This window comes from Desulfofundulus luciae (assembly GCF_030813795.1).
In the GTDB taxonomy this organism is placed as follows: domain Bacteria; phylum Bacillota; class Desulfotomaculia; order Desulfotomaculales; family Desulfovirgulaceae; genus Desulfofundulus; species Desulfofundulus luciae.
Genome location: NZ_JAUSUX010000013.1, coordinates 14,934 through 31,008, shown reverse-complemented (window position 1 = coordinate 31,008; position 16,075 = coordinate 14,934). Strand labels below are relative to the sequence as shown.

14 protein-coding genes are annotated in these 16,075 nt (G+C 58.2%); all 14 read left to right on the top strand.

The window, feature by feature from the left end; genetic code table 11:
• Window positions 1-7: 7 nt before the first annotated feature.
• The 14 genes from J2Z49_RS09105 to J2Z49_RS09040 all read left to right on the top strand — a co-directional run bounded on the left by J2Z49_RS09105 (window position 8) and on the right by J2Z49_RS09040 (window position 15,997).
• Window positions 8-1,600, top strand: coding sequence for an NAD(P)H-hydrate dehydratase (locus J2Z49_RS09105; RefSeq protein ID WP_307402381.1), 1,593 nt, complete (start codon window positions 8-10; stop codon window positions 1,598-1,600).
• A gap of 144 nt (window positions 1,601-1,744) precedes the next feature.
• Window positions 1,745-2,083 (top strand): P-II family nitrogen regulator, encoded by a 339-nt coding sequence (locus J2Z49_RS09100; protein WP_072869616.1) that lies wholly within the window; start codon window positions 1,745-1,747, stop codon window positions 2,081-2,083.
• 199 nt (window positions 2,084-2,282) lie between these two features.
• Complete coding sequence (locus J2Z49_RS09095) at window positions 2,283-3,605, top strand: ammonium transporter (RefSeq protein ID WP_307402321.1); 1,323 nt, start codon at window positions 2,283-2,285, stop codon at window positions 3,603-3,605.
• Between the two features lie 612 nt (window positions 3,606-4,217).
• The gene (locus J2Z49_RS09090) at window positions 4,218-5,600 is read left to right on the top strand and encodes an ammonium transporter (RefSeq protein ID WP_307402379.1); all 1,383 of its coding nucleotides are present in this window, start codon (window positions 4,218-4,220) and stop codon (window positions 5,598-5,600) included.
• Between the two features lie 62 nt (window positions 5,601-5,662).
• Window positions 5,663-6,001 (top strand): P-II family nitrogen regulator, encoded by a 339-nt coding sequence (locus J2Z49_RS09085; protein ID WP_013824337.1) that lies wholly within the window; start codon window positions 5,663-5,665, stop codon window positions 5,999-6,001.
• 237 nt (window positions 6,002-6,238) lie between these two features.
• A complete protein-coding gene (gene nifH, locus J2Z49_RS09080; RefSeq protein ID WP_307402319.1) occupies window positions 6,239-7,066 on the top strand; it encodes a nitrogenase iron protein in 828 nt (275 codons plus the stop codon).
• A gap of 83 nt (window positions 7,067-7,149) precedes the next feature.
• Window positions 7,150-7,467 carry a P-II family nitrogen regulator gene (locus tag J2Z49_RS09075; RefSeq protein WP_307402317.1) on the top strand — a complete coding sequence of 106 codons (318 nt, stop codon included), beginning with the start codon at window positions 7,150-7,152 and terminating at the stop codon, window positions 7,465-7,467.
• 93 nt (window positions 7,468-7,560) lie between these two features.
• On the top strand, window positions 7,561-7,923 hold the full coding sequence (locus J2Z49_RS09070) for a P-II family nitrogen regulator (protein WP_307402315.1): 363 nt from the start codon (window positions 7,561-7,563) through the stop codon (window positions 7,921-7,923).
• Window positions 7,924-8,037: 114 nt separating this feature from the next.
• Window positions 8,038-9,498, top strand: coding sequence for a nitrogenase component I subunit alpha (locus tag J2Z49_RS09065; RefSeq protein WP_307402313.1), 1,461 nt, complete (start codon window positions 8,038-8,040; stop codon window positions 9,496-9,498).
• The gene (locus J2Z49_RS09060) at window positions 9,489-10,967 is read left to right on the top strand and encodes a nitrogenase component 1 (RefSeq protein WP_307402311.1); all 1,479 of its coding nucleotides are present in this window, start codon (window positions 9,489-9,491) and stop codon (window positions 10,965-10,967) included. The genes J2Z49_RS09065 and J2Z49_RS09060 overlap by 10 nt, the downstream gene beginning before the upstream one ends.
• A gap of 223 nt (window positions 10,968-11,190) precedes the next feature.
• Window positions 11,191-12,549 (top strand): nitrogenase component 1, encoded by a 1,359-nt coding sequence (locus J2Z49_RS09055; RefSeq protein WP_307402309.1) that lies wholly within the window; start codon window positions 11,191-11,193, stop codon window positions 12,547-12,549.
• A 107-nt stretch (window positions 12,550-12,656) separates the two neighbouring features.
• On the top strand, window positions 12,657-13,472 hold the full coding sequence (locus tag J2Z49_RS09050; protein WP_307402308.1) for a radical SAM protein: 816 nt from the start codon (window positions 12,657-12,659) through the stop codon (window positions 13,470-13,472).
• Window positions 13,469-14,383, top strand: a complete 915-nt coding sequence (locus tag J2Z49_RS09045) for a beta/alpha barrel domain-containing protein (protein ID WP_307402306.1) — start codon at window positions 13,469-13,471, stop codon at window positions 14,381-14,383. The genes J2Z49_RS09050 and J2Z49_RS09045 overlap by 4 nt, the downstream gene beginning before the upstream one ends.
• A gap of 129 nt (window positions 14,384-14,512) precedes the next feature.
• Entirely contained in the window at window positions 14,513-15,997 is a 1,485-nt protein-coding gene (locus J2Z49_RS09040) for a methyl-accepting chemotaxis protein (RefSeq protein WP_307402305.1), read from the top strand.
• Window positions 15,998-16,075: the final 78 nt, after the last annotated feature.

Here is a 16,075-nt window from a genome sequence, read left to right as displayed (position 1 = left end):
GTTTCCCATGCGGGTGGTTACCGGAGGACAGATGCGCGAGCTGGACCGCACTGCCATGGAAGATTACGGCATACCAGGGCTGGTGTTGATGGAAAATGCCGGCCTGGCGGTAGTACGGGTCGTCCAGCAGGTGCTGGGTGAAGTGGCGGGCAAACGGGTGGCCGTGTTTGCCGGTAAGGGAAATAACGGGGGAGACGGACTGGTGGTGGCCCGTCACCTGTTTAACGCCGGGGCGGAGGTCAAGGTTTTGCTCTTAGCTAAGCCGGAGGAAATTAGCGGAGATGCGGCAGTTAATTTAGCTATCTGGAAGAAGATGGGCCAGCCGGTGTATCCCGTGGTCAGGGGCGAGGACTTGAATGCGGTGCGCCTTTTCCTGGTAGGTGCCCACGCCGTGGTAGATGCCATCTTTGGTACCGGATTTAAAGGCGCGGCCCGGGAGCCGGCGGCAGGAGTGATTGAGGCCATCAATGCCAGCGGCAGGCCGGTGGTGGCCGTGGATATACCCTCCGGGGTGGAGGCCGACACCGGGCAGGTGCATGGCCCCTGTGTGCGGGCCACCCATACCGTAACCTTTGCCCTGCCCAAGCTGGGCCTGGTGCAGGAGCCCGGGCGTAGCCACGTTGGGGAACTGCATGTGGCCGATATTTCCATCCCTTCTTTTTTACTGGAAGGGGGCACCCCCGGCCGTTACCTGATCACGGAAAAAATGGTCCGGGAATGGCTGCCTCCCCGGCCCGCCTGGGCTCATAAAGGGTCCTGCGGCCGGGTGCTGGTGGTGGCCGGTTCCCGGGGTATGACCGGCGCGGCCTGCCTGGCGGCCCTGGGTGCCGCCCGGGCCGGGGCGGGGCTGGTGACCCTGGCCGTGCCCGCAGAGCTGCAGGATGTGGTGGCGGTAAAGCTGACGGAAATAATGACGGTTGGGCTGCCCGGAACACGGGAGGGAACGGTGGCCCGCAGCGCCCGGAGCGAAATTCTGGACCTGCTGGAAAGGGCCGATGTGCTGGCCATTGGCCCGGGTCTCTCCCGGCACCTGGAAACGGTGGCCCTGGTGCGGGAGTTATTGCCGGCGATACGGGTGCCCTGCGTCATCGATGCCGATGGCCTGAACGCCCTGGCTGGCGATGTACAGTTGTTGAGCCGTATTTCCGTGCCCGCGGTGGTTACGCCCCACGAAGGAGAGATGGCCCGCCTGCTGGGACGTCCCCTGGAAGAGGTCAGCTCCCGGCGCCTGGCGGTGGCGGAGGAAGCGGCGGCGGCCTGGGGCGTGGTGGCCCTGCTGAAAGGGGCTGCTACACTGGTCGCCTGCCCCGACGGTAGTACTTACATCAATCCCACCGGTAATCCCGGTATGGCCACTGGAGGCAGCGGTGATGTCCTCACCGGCGTGATTGCCGGCCTCCTGGCCCAGGGCATGAGTGCCCCCCGGGCGGCAGCGGCGGGGGCATACCTGCACGGCCTGGCCGGGGACATGGCCGCCCGGGAAAAAGGCATGCGGGGCTTGCTGGCGGGAGATATTCTGGAACTGCTGCCATCGGCCATAGCGCAGGTGGAATGTAACGTTACCCGGCTGAATAATTGCCTGAAGATCCCCTTGTCATAAATCCGCTTTTGGTTTAAAATAAATGACGGAATTATGGTACAATGCTGTATCAACCGGGCCAATGAAGTCCCAGGACAGGATATTTTCACGTCTTGGGGCTTTCTTTTTTCCGTGATGCAGCGCCAATCGAGGGGGATTGTGCTGGTGAAAAAAATTGAAGCCATCATTCGACCGGCCAAACTGGAAGCGGTCAAGGAAGCCCTGGGGCGTTTTGGTATTCACGGTATGACGGTCAGCCAGGTGCTGGGTTGCGGGCTGCAGCGGGGGCGGGTGAGCATTTACCGGGGCCATGAGTATAGCATTAACCTGCTGCCCAAGGTAAAAATAGAAATTGCCGTTCCCGACCGGTGGGTGGATGAGGTGGTCCGGATTATTTCTGATGCCGCCCGGACGGGCGAAATAGGAGACGGCAAGATTTTTATCTACCCCTTGGAAAATGCCCTGCGCATAAGGACCGGCGAGGAGGGGGAAGAAGCATTATAAGCCCCCTCGTCAAAAACAGCAGGGCTTTCCACTCCTGTTTGTTGATGCGTTTATCTGGGTCAAACAAAAATTGCATATGTCCGCAGAAGGACATTTTATGAGCGATGGTGCTCTGTGGGGATGGGTCATCCCCCGGGGCACTTTTGTTTTAAAAGGGAACGGGCCTGAGCGAGGGTGCCCGTTCCGGGGGAGGGTTTTTATGGAGGTCAATCTTTCCATCCTGGCTACAGGCCTGGATACGGTTTGGGTACTTTTGTGCGCTGCGCTGGTTTTTTTCATGGAGGCGGGATTTGCTTTTTTGGAGGCCGGCTTCATCCGGGCGAAAAACTCCATGAACATTGTGATGAAGGTTTTCACCGACTGCACCATCGGTATGCTCAGTTACTGGGTTCTGGGCTTTGCCGTCATGTACGGCCTGGATAAAGGCGGCCTTTTCGGTGGCAGCGGATTTTTGTTGAGTGGGGGATTTGAACACCTGCAGTTACGTATACCCCTGTATGCCTACTGGCTGTTCCAGGCGGCCTTTGCCGTAGCCATGGCCTCCATTGTTTCGGGGGCGGTGGCCGAACGGATGAAGTTTGGTCCTTACCTGATTTTTACCGCCCTGGCTGCGGGGTTGATTTACCCGGTGGCCGGGCACTGGGTGTGGGGCGGCGGCTGGTTGAGCGAGCTGGGTATGCTGGATTTTGCCGGGTCGGCCGTGGTGCATGCCGTGGGTGGCTGGAGCGCCCTGGCGGCGGTTTTGCTCCTGGGGCCCCGCGAAGGGAAATATAACCCCGACGGGACGGTGAATGTGTTGCCGGCCCATAACATGCACCTGGCCTTTCTGGGCACCTTTATCCTCTGGTTTGGCTGGTTTGGTTTTAACCCGGGCAGTTCCCTGTCCGGTCTGGATTTGAACATTGCCCGTATTGCTGTCACCACCAACCTGGCCGCAGCAGCAGGCGGGACGACGGGCATGTTATTTACCATGTGGAAATACGGCAAGGCCGATCCCAGTATGGCCATGAACGGTGCCCTGGCCGGTTTGGCCGCCATTACCGCTGGGACGGCTTACGTGACGCCGGCAAGCGCGGTGATTATCGGCGGTATGGCCGGTGTGCTGGTTGTACTGGCGGTGGGTTTTTTTGACCGGGTGCGGGCGGACGATCCGGTGGGGGCCATTGCCGTACACGGTGTGAACGGTACCTGGGGTGCGCTGGCGGTGGGCCTGTTTGCGGAAAAAGGCGGCCTTTTTTACGGTGGAGGATTGCATCTTTTAGGCGTGCAGGCTCTGGGAGTGCTGGCAGTTTCCCTGTGGGCCTTTACGGCTACCGGGCTGGTGTTTTATCTCCTGAAAAAGACCGTGGGCATCCGGGTACCGGCCAGCGAGGAGTTGGAGGGGCTGGATATTAACGAACACGGTATTCCCGCTTATGCCGGTTTGGTGGCCGGTTCCCTGGGTGAAGTGGGGGTGGATGAGTTTGCACCCGACACCACCTGTGCTCCGGAAGTGGTAAGCAGGGCGGCTGTACAAAAGTGACATTCTTTCCGGTTTCTTTAAAGGGTTTTGCGACCGGTGGCGAGCATAAATGAGAAGGGCGAACAGGTCCTTTGCTTTAGTATGTAACAAGCTCCGGCATATACTGGCTGATCCTGTGTTATGAGAAAGCCTGGATAAGAGAGTGCCTTCCAGCCGTTTTCTTTAAACTTTAAAAAAGGTATTGACAACAAATTCTCCCTGACTTATAATTTGGAACAGAGGCAGGTACAGGGGAGTATCTAAGGAGGCAGGGGCACTTTCTAACAGAAGGTTCCGTTAGGAGCGGTTTATCCCATACAAACGGGTTATCCAATGGTGGAGATCAGGCAAAGGCGCTTTTTCAGGAGGTTTGTCTTCTGAAGGGCGCCTTTTTATCTTACCAGCGTGAGCTCAAAGCAAGGGTGCTTTAAAGGGAGCAATGTTGCTCCATTAAAGTACCCTTTTTACGTTTTGCAGGAAACGTCCGTCCGGTGAATTGGCGCCGTTCACCCCGGGCGATAAGATACAGGCTATCTTCGGCCGTTACAGCGGGGTCCGGAGGCTGCAACGGCTGGAGGTGCAGAAACCAGGGTTGGTTTGGATAGGAGGTTGGTGTAAGTGTACAGGCGAATCATGAATGGCCTTTACCTTTTACCCCTGGTATTGCTGGCCGCACCCGGTCTGGCCTGGGCCGGTGAAGCTCAAGTTGATACGGGAGATACCGCATTCGTTCTTATCTCTGCAGCACTGGTGATGATTATGACCCTGCCCGGGGTGGCCCTGTTCTACGGTGGTATGGTCAGGCGCAAGAATACCCTCAGCACGATCATGCAGAGCCTGTTTATCATGGCCCTGATTTCAGTACAATGGGTGCTCTGGGGTTACAGCATCGCTTTCGGTCCGGATAAGGCGCACCTGTTCGGCAGCCTGGCCTGGCTGGGGTTAAATGGCGTGGGTCAAGCGCCAAACCCTGATTATTCGGCTACCATTCCTCACCTGGCATTTATGGCTTTCCAGATGATGTTCGCGGTAATCACCCCGGCATTAATTACCGGCGCCTTTGCCGAACGGATGCGTTTCCCGGCTTTTGTAGCCTTCACCCTGCTCTGGGCCACCTTTGTTTACGATCCCCTGGCCCACTGGGTATGGGGCGTTGACGGCTGGTTGCGCAACCTGGGCGCCCTGGACTTTGCTGGCGGCACGGTGGTGCATATTTCTTCCGGCGTATCCGGCCTGATCGCGGCCCTGGTGCTGGGCCGGCGCAGGGGTTACGGCTCGGAGCCGATGGTGCCCCATAACCTGCCCCTTACGGTCCTGGGAGCGGCGCTGCTGTGGTTTGGATGGTTCGGCTTTAACGCAGGCAGCGCCCTTTCGGCCAACGGCCTGGCGGCCAGCGCCTTTGTGGTGACCAATACGGCCGCTGCAGCGGCAGCCCTCTCCTGGGTCTTTGCCGAATGGATCCACCACGGCAAACCCACCGTTCTGGGCGGCGCCAGCGGCCTGGTGGCCGGTCTGGTGGCCATCACTCCCGCCTCGGGGTTTGTCGGGCCGATGCCTGCGGTAATCATCGGCCTGGTGGCCGGCGTGGTTTGCTACCTGGCAGTGAGTGTGCTAAAGTCCACACTGGGTTATGACGATTCCCTGGATGCCTTTGGAGTTCACGGTATCGGCGGTACATGGGGCGCGCTGGCCACCGGCCTGTTTGCTTCCAGAGCTGTTAACCCTGCCGGTGTTGACGGTCTGCTCTTTGGCAACCCCCATCAGTTGTGGATCCAGTTTATCAGCGTACTGGCCAGCTGGCTGTTTGCCGCCGTTATGACTTTCGTCATTCTCAAGGTGGTGGGATTGTTCTTCAAGTTGCGGGCCAGCGAAGATGAAGAAGTACAGGGTCTGGATATTACCCAGCATGGTGAGGATGCCTACTCAGACATGGTGCTGGGCGCACCGGTGAGCCGTATTCAGAGCTTATCGGCTTCTCCTTCTACCATGGTCACTACCAGGGAAGCTGGTGTATAAGGATAAATTAAAACTGCTTTTTCCCGGGACATGGACTACTTGAAGTAAAGGGGGGAACCTCAATGACCAAAATTGAATGTATCATCCGCCCCGGTAAGCTGGAAGACGTTAAAGATGCTTTAGGAAGATTTGGCATACATGGTATGACCGTATCGCAGGTAATCGGTTGTGGCCTGCAAAAGGGTCGCACCGAGGTCTACCGGGGTACGGAATACAGCATTAACCTGCTGCCCAAAATCAAAGTGGAGATTGTCATTGCCGATAAATTTGTGGATGAGGTGGTAAAGCTGGTTACCGAAGCCGCACGTACCGGTGAAATCGGCGACGGCAAGATCTTTACCTATCCGGTGGAAAACGCCATTCGCATTCGTACCGGTGAAACCGGTGAAAGCGCCATCTGATGATTCCCTGGAAAAGGCAAATACTCCTCACAGGAGAGGCTTTCCTGGCGTTAAAACAAAGATGTTTGAAAAACTGGCATTGGCGCCCCGGGTTTAAAGGATCTACCCTCCTCCCTCTAATCCCGTGGCGCCTCTTTAATTTAGTGAACAGTGAAGTTATTGCGGGCAAAGGTGCCGGTGTTCCCCCGGGGAAACGGCACCTTTTTACATTAAATATAAAAATATGGAGGGATGATCATGACCAGAAAAATTGCCATTTACGGAAAGGGTGGTATTGGCAAATCCACCACCCAGCAAAATACCGCTGCCGCCCTTGCCCATTTCTATGGGAAAAAAGTTTTGATCCATGGCTGCGATCCCAAGGCGGACTGCACGCGGCTGATTCTTGGCGGCAAGCCGCAGGAGACGGTGATGGATACCCTGCGGGAATTCGGAGAGGACGCGGTGACCATCGACCGGGTGGTAAAGACCGGGTTCTGCGGGATCAAGTGTGTCGAGTCCGGGGGGCCGGAACCGGGTGTTGGTTGTGCCGGTAGGGGTGTGATCACGGCCATCAGCTTGATGGAAGAGCTGGGTGCTTACACGCCGGACCTGGATTTCATCTTTTTCGACGTACTGGGTGACGTTGTCTGCGGTGGTTTTGCCATGCCGGTGCGTGAAGGCAAGGCCCAGGAGATCTACATTGTGGCTTCGGGGGAAATGATGGCTCTTTATGCCGCCAATAACATCTGCCGCGGTATGGTCAAGTATGCCGAACAGAGCGGCGTCAGGCTTGGGGGTATTATCTGCAACAGCCGTAACGTTGATGGGGAGAGGGAATTGATGGAAGAGTTTTGTTCCAGAATCGGTACCCAGATGATTCACTTTATCCCGCGGGACAATATTGTCCAGAAAGCGGAATTTAACCGTCAGACGGTGACTCAGTTCGATCCGGATTGCAACCAGGCCCGGGAGTACAGGGAGCTGGCCAGAAAAATTATTGATAACGATATGTTCGTCATTCCGCAACCCATGACCATGGACGAGATGGAGAGCCTGGTGGTCAAATACGGCCTGCAGGAGTAACGGAGTGAAAATGTCAAGGCGGCATATGTAACTGAAGCCTCAAAGGAATGAGGAAAAAATTGTTACACCGGGGAGGTTATAGTATGAAAATGATCAGGGCCATCATCCGTCCCGAAAAAAGTGAGGAAGTGGTGGACGCCCTGGCTGAAGCCGGATACGTAGCCCTGACCAAAATGGATGTGGTTGGGCGGGGCAAGCAAAAGGGCATTCATGTGGGCAGCATATACTACGACGAGCTGCCCAAGGTGATGATCATGCTGGTGGTGGAGGACGGCAGGGCGGCGGAGGTGGTAGAAATAATTACCAGATCTGCTTATACCGGAAACTTCGGTGACGGGAAAATCTTCATCACCCCGGTGGATGAGGCCTACACCGTACGCACCGGTACTGCGGGGCTGTAATATGCGGCAGGGAAACGGATTCTTATTGGGGCACCGGTAAACACCGCAGGCACCGGCTCTATCCGGAGGATTTTGCATGGGGGTGAATAGGCCATGAAGGAAGTAATTGCCATTATCAGGCCCAATAAGATTAACGCCACTAAAGAAGCCCTGGCCGTGCTGGGTTTTCCGGGTCTGAACGCCTGCAAGGTGGCCGGGCGGGGCAAGCAGAAGGGAATCACGGGTGAAGTGACCTTTGCCGTCAACCCCGAACTGGAAAAACAGGAGGGCGGGATGAAATACGTACCCAAAAGGATGATTTCTCTGGTGGTGGACGACCAGGACGTACCCCTGGTCGTGGCTGCAATCATCAAAGTCAACCGTACCGGGCGGATAGGAGACGGGCGCATCTTTGTCTGCCCTGTAGAAGAGGCGGTACGGGTACGCACGGGGGAAAAGGGCCTGGCTGCCATCTGATAACAGGACGGGTCATAAAGCGTCCGGGAATTACACGCTTAAATGAAGTGTGGACGATGGTCCGTCCGGCCGGGGGACGGCTGTCGCGAAAGACGTGAGGGGAGGAATGAAATCATGCCTGTGGTAAGAATGAAGTGCAACGAAACGATTCCCGAGCGGGATAAGCATATTTACCGCACAGAAAAGGAGAAATCCATAATTCCCGCCTGTAATATCGCCACCATTCCGGGAGATATGACCGAGCGCGGGTGAGCTTTTGCCGGTGCCCGCGGGGTCGTGGGCGGACCGATTTCCGACGTCATTCAACTGGTTCACGCGCCGGCAGGTTGCGCCTGGTACACGTGGGGTACGCGGCGGCATCTATCCGACTTTTATCCCTGGGCTACGCCCACCCGCCTGACCAATGTCGCCTTCAACCGCCGCTACTGCATGTGTACCGACATGCAGGAAAAAGATGTTGTCTTCGGGGGCATGAAAAAGCTGGAACAGGCCTGCCTGGAAGCCATCCGGCTGTTCCCCGAGGCAAAGGGATTGATCATCTTCACCACCTGCACCACGGGCCTGATCGGCGACGACGTGCAGGCGATAGCCCGGCAGGTGGAAAAGAAAACCGGCAAGCTGATCTTCACTTCCGAATCACCGGGTTGTTCCGGGGTGAGCCAGTCCAGGGGGCACCACGACTTTAACACCCAGTTTTACCGGCAGATACGGCAGTTGAGGGAGCGCCGGCCGGAGCTGAAAATGTCCGAAGAAGAGAAAACTCCCTATGACATCTGCTTGATTGGCGAGTACAACATGGACTGGGATTTAAAAATAGTCAGGCCGCTCTTTGAGAAAATCGGCGTGCGTATTGCAGCCGTTTTCAGCGGCAACGAGCGCATCGAAAACCTGGTCAAGATGCCCGATGTGAAATTAAACGTGGTGCACTGCCAGCGTTCCGCCGAGTATATCGCCCACATGATCAAAGACGGGTTTAACATTCCATTTATCCGCGTCTCGCTCTTCGGGATTAAGCAGACTGCAGAAGCGCTGCGGAAAACTGCCGCCTTCTTTGGCCTGGAGGAGCGGGCCGAAAAGGTGATTGCCGGGGAAATGAAGCGGGTGGAAAAGAGCCTGGCTTTCTACCGGGAAAAGTTAAAGGGCAAGCGGGTGGCCATTTACGTCGGCGGCCCCCGGGTATGGCACTGGATCAAGCTGATGGAGGAACTGGGGATGACCGTGGTGGCCGTCGCCTGCACCTTTGCCCACGAAGACGACTATGAAAAGATCAACGCCCGGGCGCCGGAGGGAATGCTGGTTATTGACAACCCCAACGAGTTTGAGATCGAAGAGATGCTCAAGACCGAAAAGCCGGACCTGTTTTTAACCGGGCTGAAAGAAAAATATATCGCGCGCAAGATGGGCATTCCCACGGTAAATTCCCACTCCTACGAAAAAGGTCCTTATGCCGGCTTTGTCGGTATGGTTAATTTCGCCCGGGATATCTACCAGGCTCTTTATGCACCGGTTTGGAAATACCAGTGGGGCATTGATGGTGCTCCGGCAAAAGACGAGGAGGAAAGGTCATGCAGCTAAAGGAAATTCCCGTTACGGGCATACCTTACGATCAGATAAAAATCGAAAAAGTCCCGGCGGCGCCGGAGTATTGTGAGCGGCCGGCGGAGCTGATTCCCTCCGCGAACAGGGCTGTGGTGATCAATCCCAACCGCACCTGTATGCCCCTGGGAGCCATGTGGGCGGTGCTGGGAGTAAGGAAGGCGATCCCTTTTGTCCAGGGTGCCCAGGGCTGTACCACTTACGTACGGTATACGTTCTGCCGTATTTTTAAAGAACCGGCCGTTATCGCCACCGCCTCTTTCCATGAGGATGCGGCGGTTTTTGGCGGGCGGCGCAACCTGGTGGAGGGCATTCGCAACCTGGTGGTGCGTTACTGGCCGGAGCTGATTGGCGTGGTGACCACCTGTTCCAGTGAAATTATCGGCGACGATATGGTCAGCTTTATTAAAATGGCCAGGGCCAACCTGCGTAAAGAGATCGGACCTGAGAAAGCGGACCGGATCCCCATAGTGCTGGTCAACACCCCCAGCTTTGCCGGGTCCCATGTGGAAGGTTATGACCGGGCCTCCCGTGCCTTTGTGGAGACCCTGGCCACCACCAAGGGCGAACCCAACGGCAAGGTGAACATCATCCCGGGTCTATTTTACCCGGGCGACATCCGGGAAATCAAGCACCTGCTGCGCCACATGGGTGTGGAGGCGATAGTGCTCTTTGACATTTCCGATACCCTGGATGCCCCCCTGGAGCCGCCAATGTCCGTCCCCTACTATCCTCCTGGGGGTACTGCGGTGGGGGAAATCAGAGACATGGCCAATTCGCTGGCCACCTTTGCCCTGCAGCCCCACGCCGGCCAGGCCGGCGCCCGCTACCTGGAGCGCAAATACGGCGTGCGTGCCGTGGTTGGTCCACCACCGGTTGGGGTACAGGGTACCGATGCCTTTTTAAAGGCGCTGCGGGAGATAACCGGAAAACCCATCCCCAAAAGCCTCTTACAGGAAAGGGGACGGCTGGTCGATTCCCTGGCCGACACCCTGCACCACACCATGATGAAAAAGGTGGCTATCATGGGGGATCCCGATATAGTGCTCGGTGTCACCCGCTTCGTGCTGGAAATGGGGATGGAGCCGGTGGCCCTGGCCGGTGGTACGGCCAGCAAGACCTTCGTCCACGATGTGGAGGCCATCCTGGCCGAAGCGGGTTACGAAGGCGAACCGCCGCTGATCATCAATGGCGGCGACCTGTTTGAGTTTGAGGAGTACCTGAAAAAACAACCGCGCCTGGACCTGATTATCGGTAATTCCCGGGCAGTGGACATCTCCCGTGAGCTGCAGGTACCGCTGGTGCGGGTAGGTTTCCCCATCTACGATCGCTTCGGTTATCAAAAACGTCCCATTGTGGGTTACCGGGGCGGGGAAATGCTGCTTGCGGAAATTGTAAACAGCATGCTGGATTACCAGTACCCCGATGACCGTACCCAGCAGTTGTAGGGACTTTTACAGAATTCCGGGTGATAGTTGCCACGATTCACTCCTTAATGTTGTCAGGAAACGCCAGGTTTGGGTCGGGCCGGCCAGTGGGGGGCGTGAAAGCTCCCCAGGGCGCCCGGCCGGTCCCGGCTCAATTAATAAACAACACAGAGCAACGGGTGGTTTTGAGAAGAGGCCCGTTGGGCTCAAGAGGGGATGCTTTTCGATTAAGGAGAGGAAAACTATGAAAATACCCATTGATGTAATACCTGAACGGGCCGGGCACCTGGAAGTGGTGGAGATACCCGCATGTGACCGGCGTACCCTCCCCGGGGTAGTTTCCCAGCGGGCCTGCCTGCTTTACGGAGCCCGCTGGATGCTGGCAGCCATCAGGGACGCGGTTCACCTTATCCACGGGCCGGTGGGTTGTGCTTACTACAGCGGGACGGTGCGTAAAAAGAACTACAGGGTGTTTTCCACTGCCTTGGGTGAAAAGGAGATTGTCTTTGGTGCCGGGCAAAAACTGGAAGATGCCATCAGGGAAGCAGTAAGTTTGCGTCCCCGGTCTTCTGCCGTGCTGGTTTACACTACCTGCGCGGTAGGACTGATCGGTGAGGACGTGGAGGCAATCTGCAAACGGGCATCGGCCTCCCTGGGCCTGCCGGTGGTGCCGGTCAACTGTCCCGGTTTCGGCGGGGTGAGCCAGGGTAAAGGGCACGATGTCGCCGCGGCAGCCCTGCTCGAGCATTTTATCGGGCGTGCTCCGGCCGGGCCGCCCCTGGAAAATAGTGTGAACATACTTGGTGAGTTTGACGTTCAGGGGGATTTGAAGGAAATTGAGCAGTTGTTGCAGCGTCTCGGTTTAAATATTATCTGTGCCGTGTCCGGCCGGGCGACGGTAGAAAATATGGCCCGGGCTCACCGGGCCGGGCTCAATATCGTGCACTGCGGGCGTACCGGGCGCTGGCTGGCCCGGAAGATGGAGGAGCGCTTCGGCATTCCCTGGCGGAAGGTTTCCTTTTTTGGTTTGGCCGAAACCGCGGCGGCACTGCAGGCCATTGCTGCTTTCTTTAACCGCCCGCGGGAGGCGGCGTGGGTGGAAAAGGAGGCGGAAGCCTCCAGGCAGAGGGCGCTTCCTTACCTGAGACGCCTGGCAGGCAGGCGGGTGGCCCTGTTTTTTGGCGCTTCACGCATGGGTTCCATGGCCAGGGCCTTTGGCGAACTGGGCATGGAGGTGGTTTTGTGCGGCTCCCAGTTCGGCTGCCGGGAAGATTATACCGAGTCCCGCTGCTGTCTGGGCCGGGGAACGCCTATGATTGATGACGCCCACCAGCGGGAACTGGAGGAATTTTTGCACCGGTACCGGCCGGACCTGCTGGTGGGGGGCACCAGGGAAAGGTTCATGGCCCATAAGATGGGCATACCCTTCCTGGTTTTTCCACAGGAAACAAGTCCTTATGCCGGCTTCAACGGTTTTGTGAACCTGGCCCGGGAAGTGGCGGCCCTGGTGGGAGCCCCGGTGTGGCGGCTGGGTAATAACGGGTTCATGCGTGAGGAAGGCGAAGAAATGGTGGCCAGTAAATATTCAGTAAAACCGTTATGACGAGGATGCGGTGCTGTCGGCGCGTGACAGCGCCGCATCCAACCAGGTTCACCGAATATTTACGGTGGCCAGACACGTGCGGTATATGGAGAGGGGGATAAACGAGAATGAGAGATCCAGCCTGTGAGGAGATAACCAGGGAACATCCCTGCTATAATAAAGCCGCTGCCAGGTGGTTCGGGCGCGTACACCTGCCGGTGGCGCCGGACTGTAACATAAAGTGTCGTTATTGTACCCGGCTCTACGACTGCGCCAATGAAAACCGCCCTGGCGTGACCAGCCGCCTGATGACCCCGGGGGAAGCCCTGCAGCACGTAAAGCGGGTAGTGGAAAGGGACGGGCGCATCCGGGTGGTGGGCGTTGCGGGTCCCGGGGAGCCCCTGGCCAACAAGGCCACCATGCATACCCTGCAACTGGTGCATCACCGTTTTCCGGAGCTGATAAAATGTATCAGCACCAACGGCCTGCTGCTGGCTGAAAAGCTGCCGGCGCTGCGGGAAGCGGGGGTGCGGGCGGTGACGGTGACGGTGAACGCTGTTTCACCGGCGGTAGGCAGCCGGATTTACGATTACGTATCTTACCGGGGGCAGGTATATAAGGGGACTGCCGGGGCGGGACTGCTGTGGCGGGCCCAGCATGCGGGCATCCGCCTGGCCCGGGAACTGGGCATGGTCGTTAAAGTAAACAGCGTGCTTATTCCCGGAGTCAATGACGATCACCTGGAAGAGGTGGCCCGGGCGGTGAAGGCGGCCGGGGCGCATGTCATGAACATTATCCCCCTGATCCCCCAGGGGAAGTTTGCCGGCTTGCTTCCACCGCCGCCGGAGCGGGTCAACCTGTTGCGTCAAAAGCTGTCTCCCATTATTGAGCAGATGACCCACTGCCGGCGCTGCCGGGCAGATGCAGCAGGACTGTTGACGTGAAGTTCCTGGTCCCCCGCGGCAGGGTAAGTTCGCCCTGCCGCCTTTCCACTCCTCGATTGGAGGTGACTATGGTGGGAGTCCGGTTTGTGGATACGACCCTGAGGGACGGGGAGCAGGCACCGGGGGTGGCTTTTAACCTGCAGGAAAAGGTGACCATCGCCAGGATGCTGGACCGCCTGGGGGTAGCCCAGATCGAGGCCGGTACGCCGGCCATGGGGGAAGTGGAGCAGCAGGCCATTGCGGCCATTGTCCGGCTGGGTTTAAGGAGCCGGGTGAGCACCTGGAACAGGATGGTGCCGGCGGATATTCGTGCCTCCCTGGCCTGCGGGGCGCGGCACGTGCATATTTCCGCGCCCGTTTCAGACATTCAAATTAAATATAAGCTGGGGCAGAACAGGCAGTGGGTGCTGCAGCGTTTAAAGCAGGCCTGCCTTTACGCCGCAGAGTACGGGCTGCCGGTAACGGTGGGAGCGGAGGACGCCTCCCGGGCAGATCCGGAATTCGTACTGGAATTTGCCTTCCTGGCCCGGGAGCTGGGCGCTGAGCGGCTGCGGTACTGCGACACCGTGGGTATCCTGGACCCCTTCACCACCTTTGAACGCCTCGTCTGGCTGAAGGAGCGGGTGGATCTGGAGCTGGAATTCCACGGCCACAACGACTTCGGCCTGGCCACGGCCAACGCCCTGGCGGCGGTGAAGGCGGGCGTGGAGTGGGTGGATGTTACCGTCGGCGGGATGGGGGAAAGGGCGGGGAACACTTCCCTGGAGGAACTATACCGGGTACTTGCCGGACTTTACGGTCTGGACCCGGGACTGAACACCCGTTATCTCCCTCTTCTGGGCCGCTTCGTGGCCCGGGCCGCCGGGCGGCCCTCCCCGGAATACGGGGAAAAACAGGGATGTTACGCTTGAAAACAGTATCCGGGTGGTAGATTTCCCTTCGCCGTGGTGCTAAAATAGTCGGAGAAGGGCAAAGGCGCTCTTTCCCGCTTCTTTCAACGAAGAAAGATTTTTTATGATCAGAGAAAGGGGCAGGAGGGAATGGAGAGGAAGACGGGATCGGCGGTGACGCGCTTTGTCCTTCCGGTTATCTTTGGCGGGTTGGCCGGCATCATTCCGGGCTGGTGGTGGCCGCTTCCGGTGGCCGTACCGGCCGGCGCATTTCTGGGGGCACTGGTGGCTACGGTAGTGGTTACTTCTTATTGCAGGCGGGAAAACAGGAGGTTATTAGGCAAACTAGCGGCCGGGATCAAAAGCCGTCGGGCGGGTAAAGAGGCGGAAGTGGATCTTCCGGCTGTACATGATTTATGGCAGGAGATAAAGGAGCAGGTGGACAGGGCACGCATCCTGTCCAGGGATTACCGGGTGACGGCGGAACAGGTTTCCGCCGCGGTGGAACAGATGTCCCTGGTCAGCCGGAACGCCCGGCAGGCCGTGGCAACCTTTCAAAAACTGCAGGAGGCCGCCAGGGCCATCTCCGGACTCGGTCAGGAACTGGGCCGGGAGGCGGAGGCAAACCGGCGGCTGGTGGAAAAGTGCCGGGAAGTGCTCCAAAGGGTGCTGGAGGCCGTCAACCGCATCCGTTCCGATTCCTCCCGGGTGGCCGGCGAGATCGGCACGTTGAGCCAGGCCGTGAACCAGGTGGACGAAATTGTGGCCAGCATCGGGCAGATATCCCAGCACACCCGGCTCCTTTCCCTGAACGCTGCCATAGAAGCGGCCCGGGCCGGCGAGCACGGCCGGGGTTTTACCATTGTGGCCGGAGAGGTGAAAAAGCTATCCGACCGTACCCAGCAGGCCGTGGAAAGGACCGGTGCCATCCTGGAAGGGATTAAAGAAAAGGTGGTCCAGGTGGCGCTCCAGATTAGGGCCGGAGAAGAGGGGATTGCGGCCGGTGTGGAGGAAGCCGGGCACATCAGGGAGAGCATTGCCGACATTGAGCGTGGTGTGGCCGGTATGAGCCGGCGGGTCGGGGAAGCTTACCAGGAAATCGATAGTTACCTGCAGCAAATGGGTGCGGCGGTGGAGGTGCTGGAAAACAGCTTTGCCAGCATTCAGAGCGTGGGCGAGCTGCTGGCCGGGGTGGCCGCACTGGTGGAGAAAAACGCGGCTGCCGGCGACCCGGAAGAAGAGGCTGGTAAGCTGAATGAATCGGAAAAAATGCACATGGAACAGGTGATGGAAGCTTTGCGGGAACTGGCCGCCCGCCCGGAGATACAGACCCTGGACCCGGCGGCTCACGGCGCCCTCCTGCCGGACTGGCTGGCCCGGCAGGCCGGCATTGAAGCGGTTTATTCCAACCGCGGCGACGGCACCTTTATTTTCTCCCAGCCGCCGGCCGCCCTGGCCAACGCGCGAATCCGCCCCTGGTGGCAAAAGGCCATGGCGGGGGAGGAATACTTTTCTCCGGTTTATATTTCGGCCATCACCCGGCAGCCCTGCCGGACCCTGTCTTTGCCCATACGGGATGAGGCAGGCCGGGTTACAGGGGTGCTGGCTGCGGATATCACCTTGAACAATCGGTAAGATGCCGGCACGGAAATTAAATGAACCCCCATGAGGGGGGGGGAATGTCTTGCAGGGATGAGACTTTTGGAGCGGGTT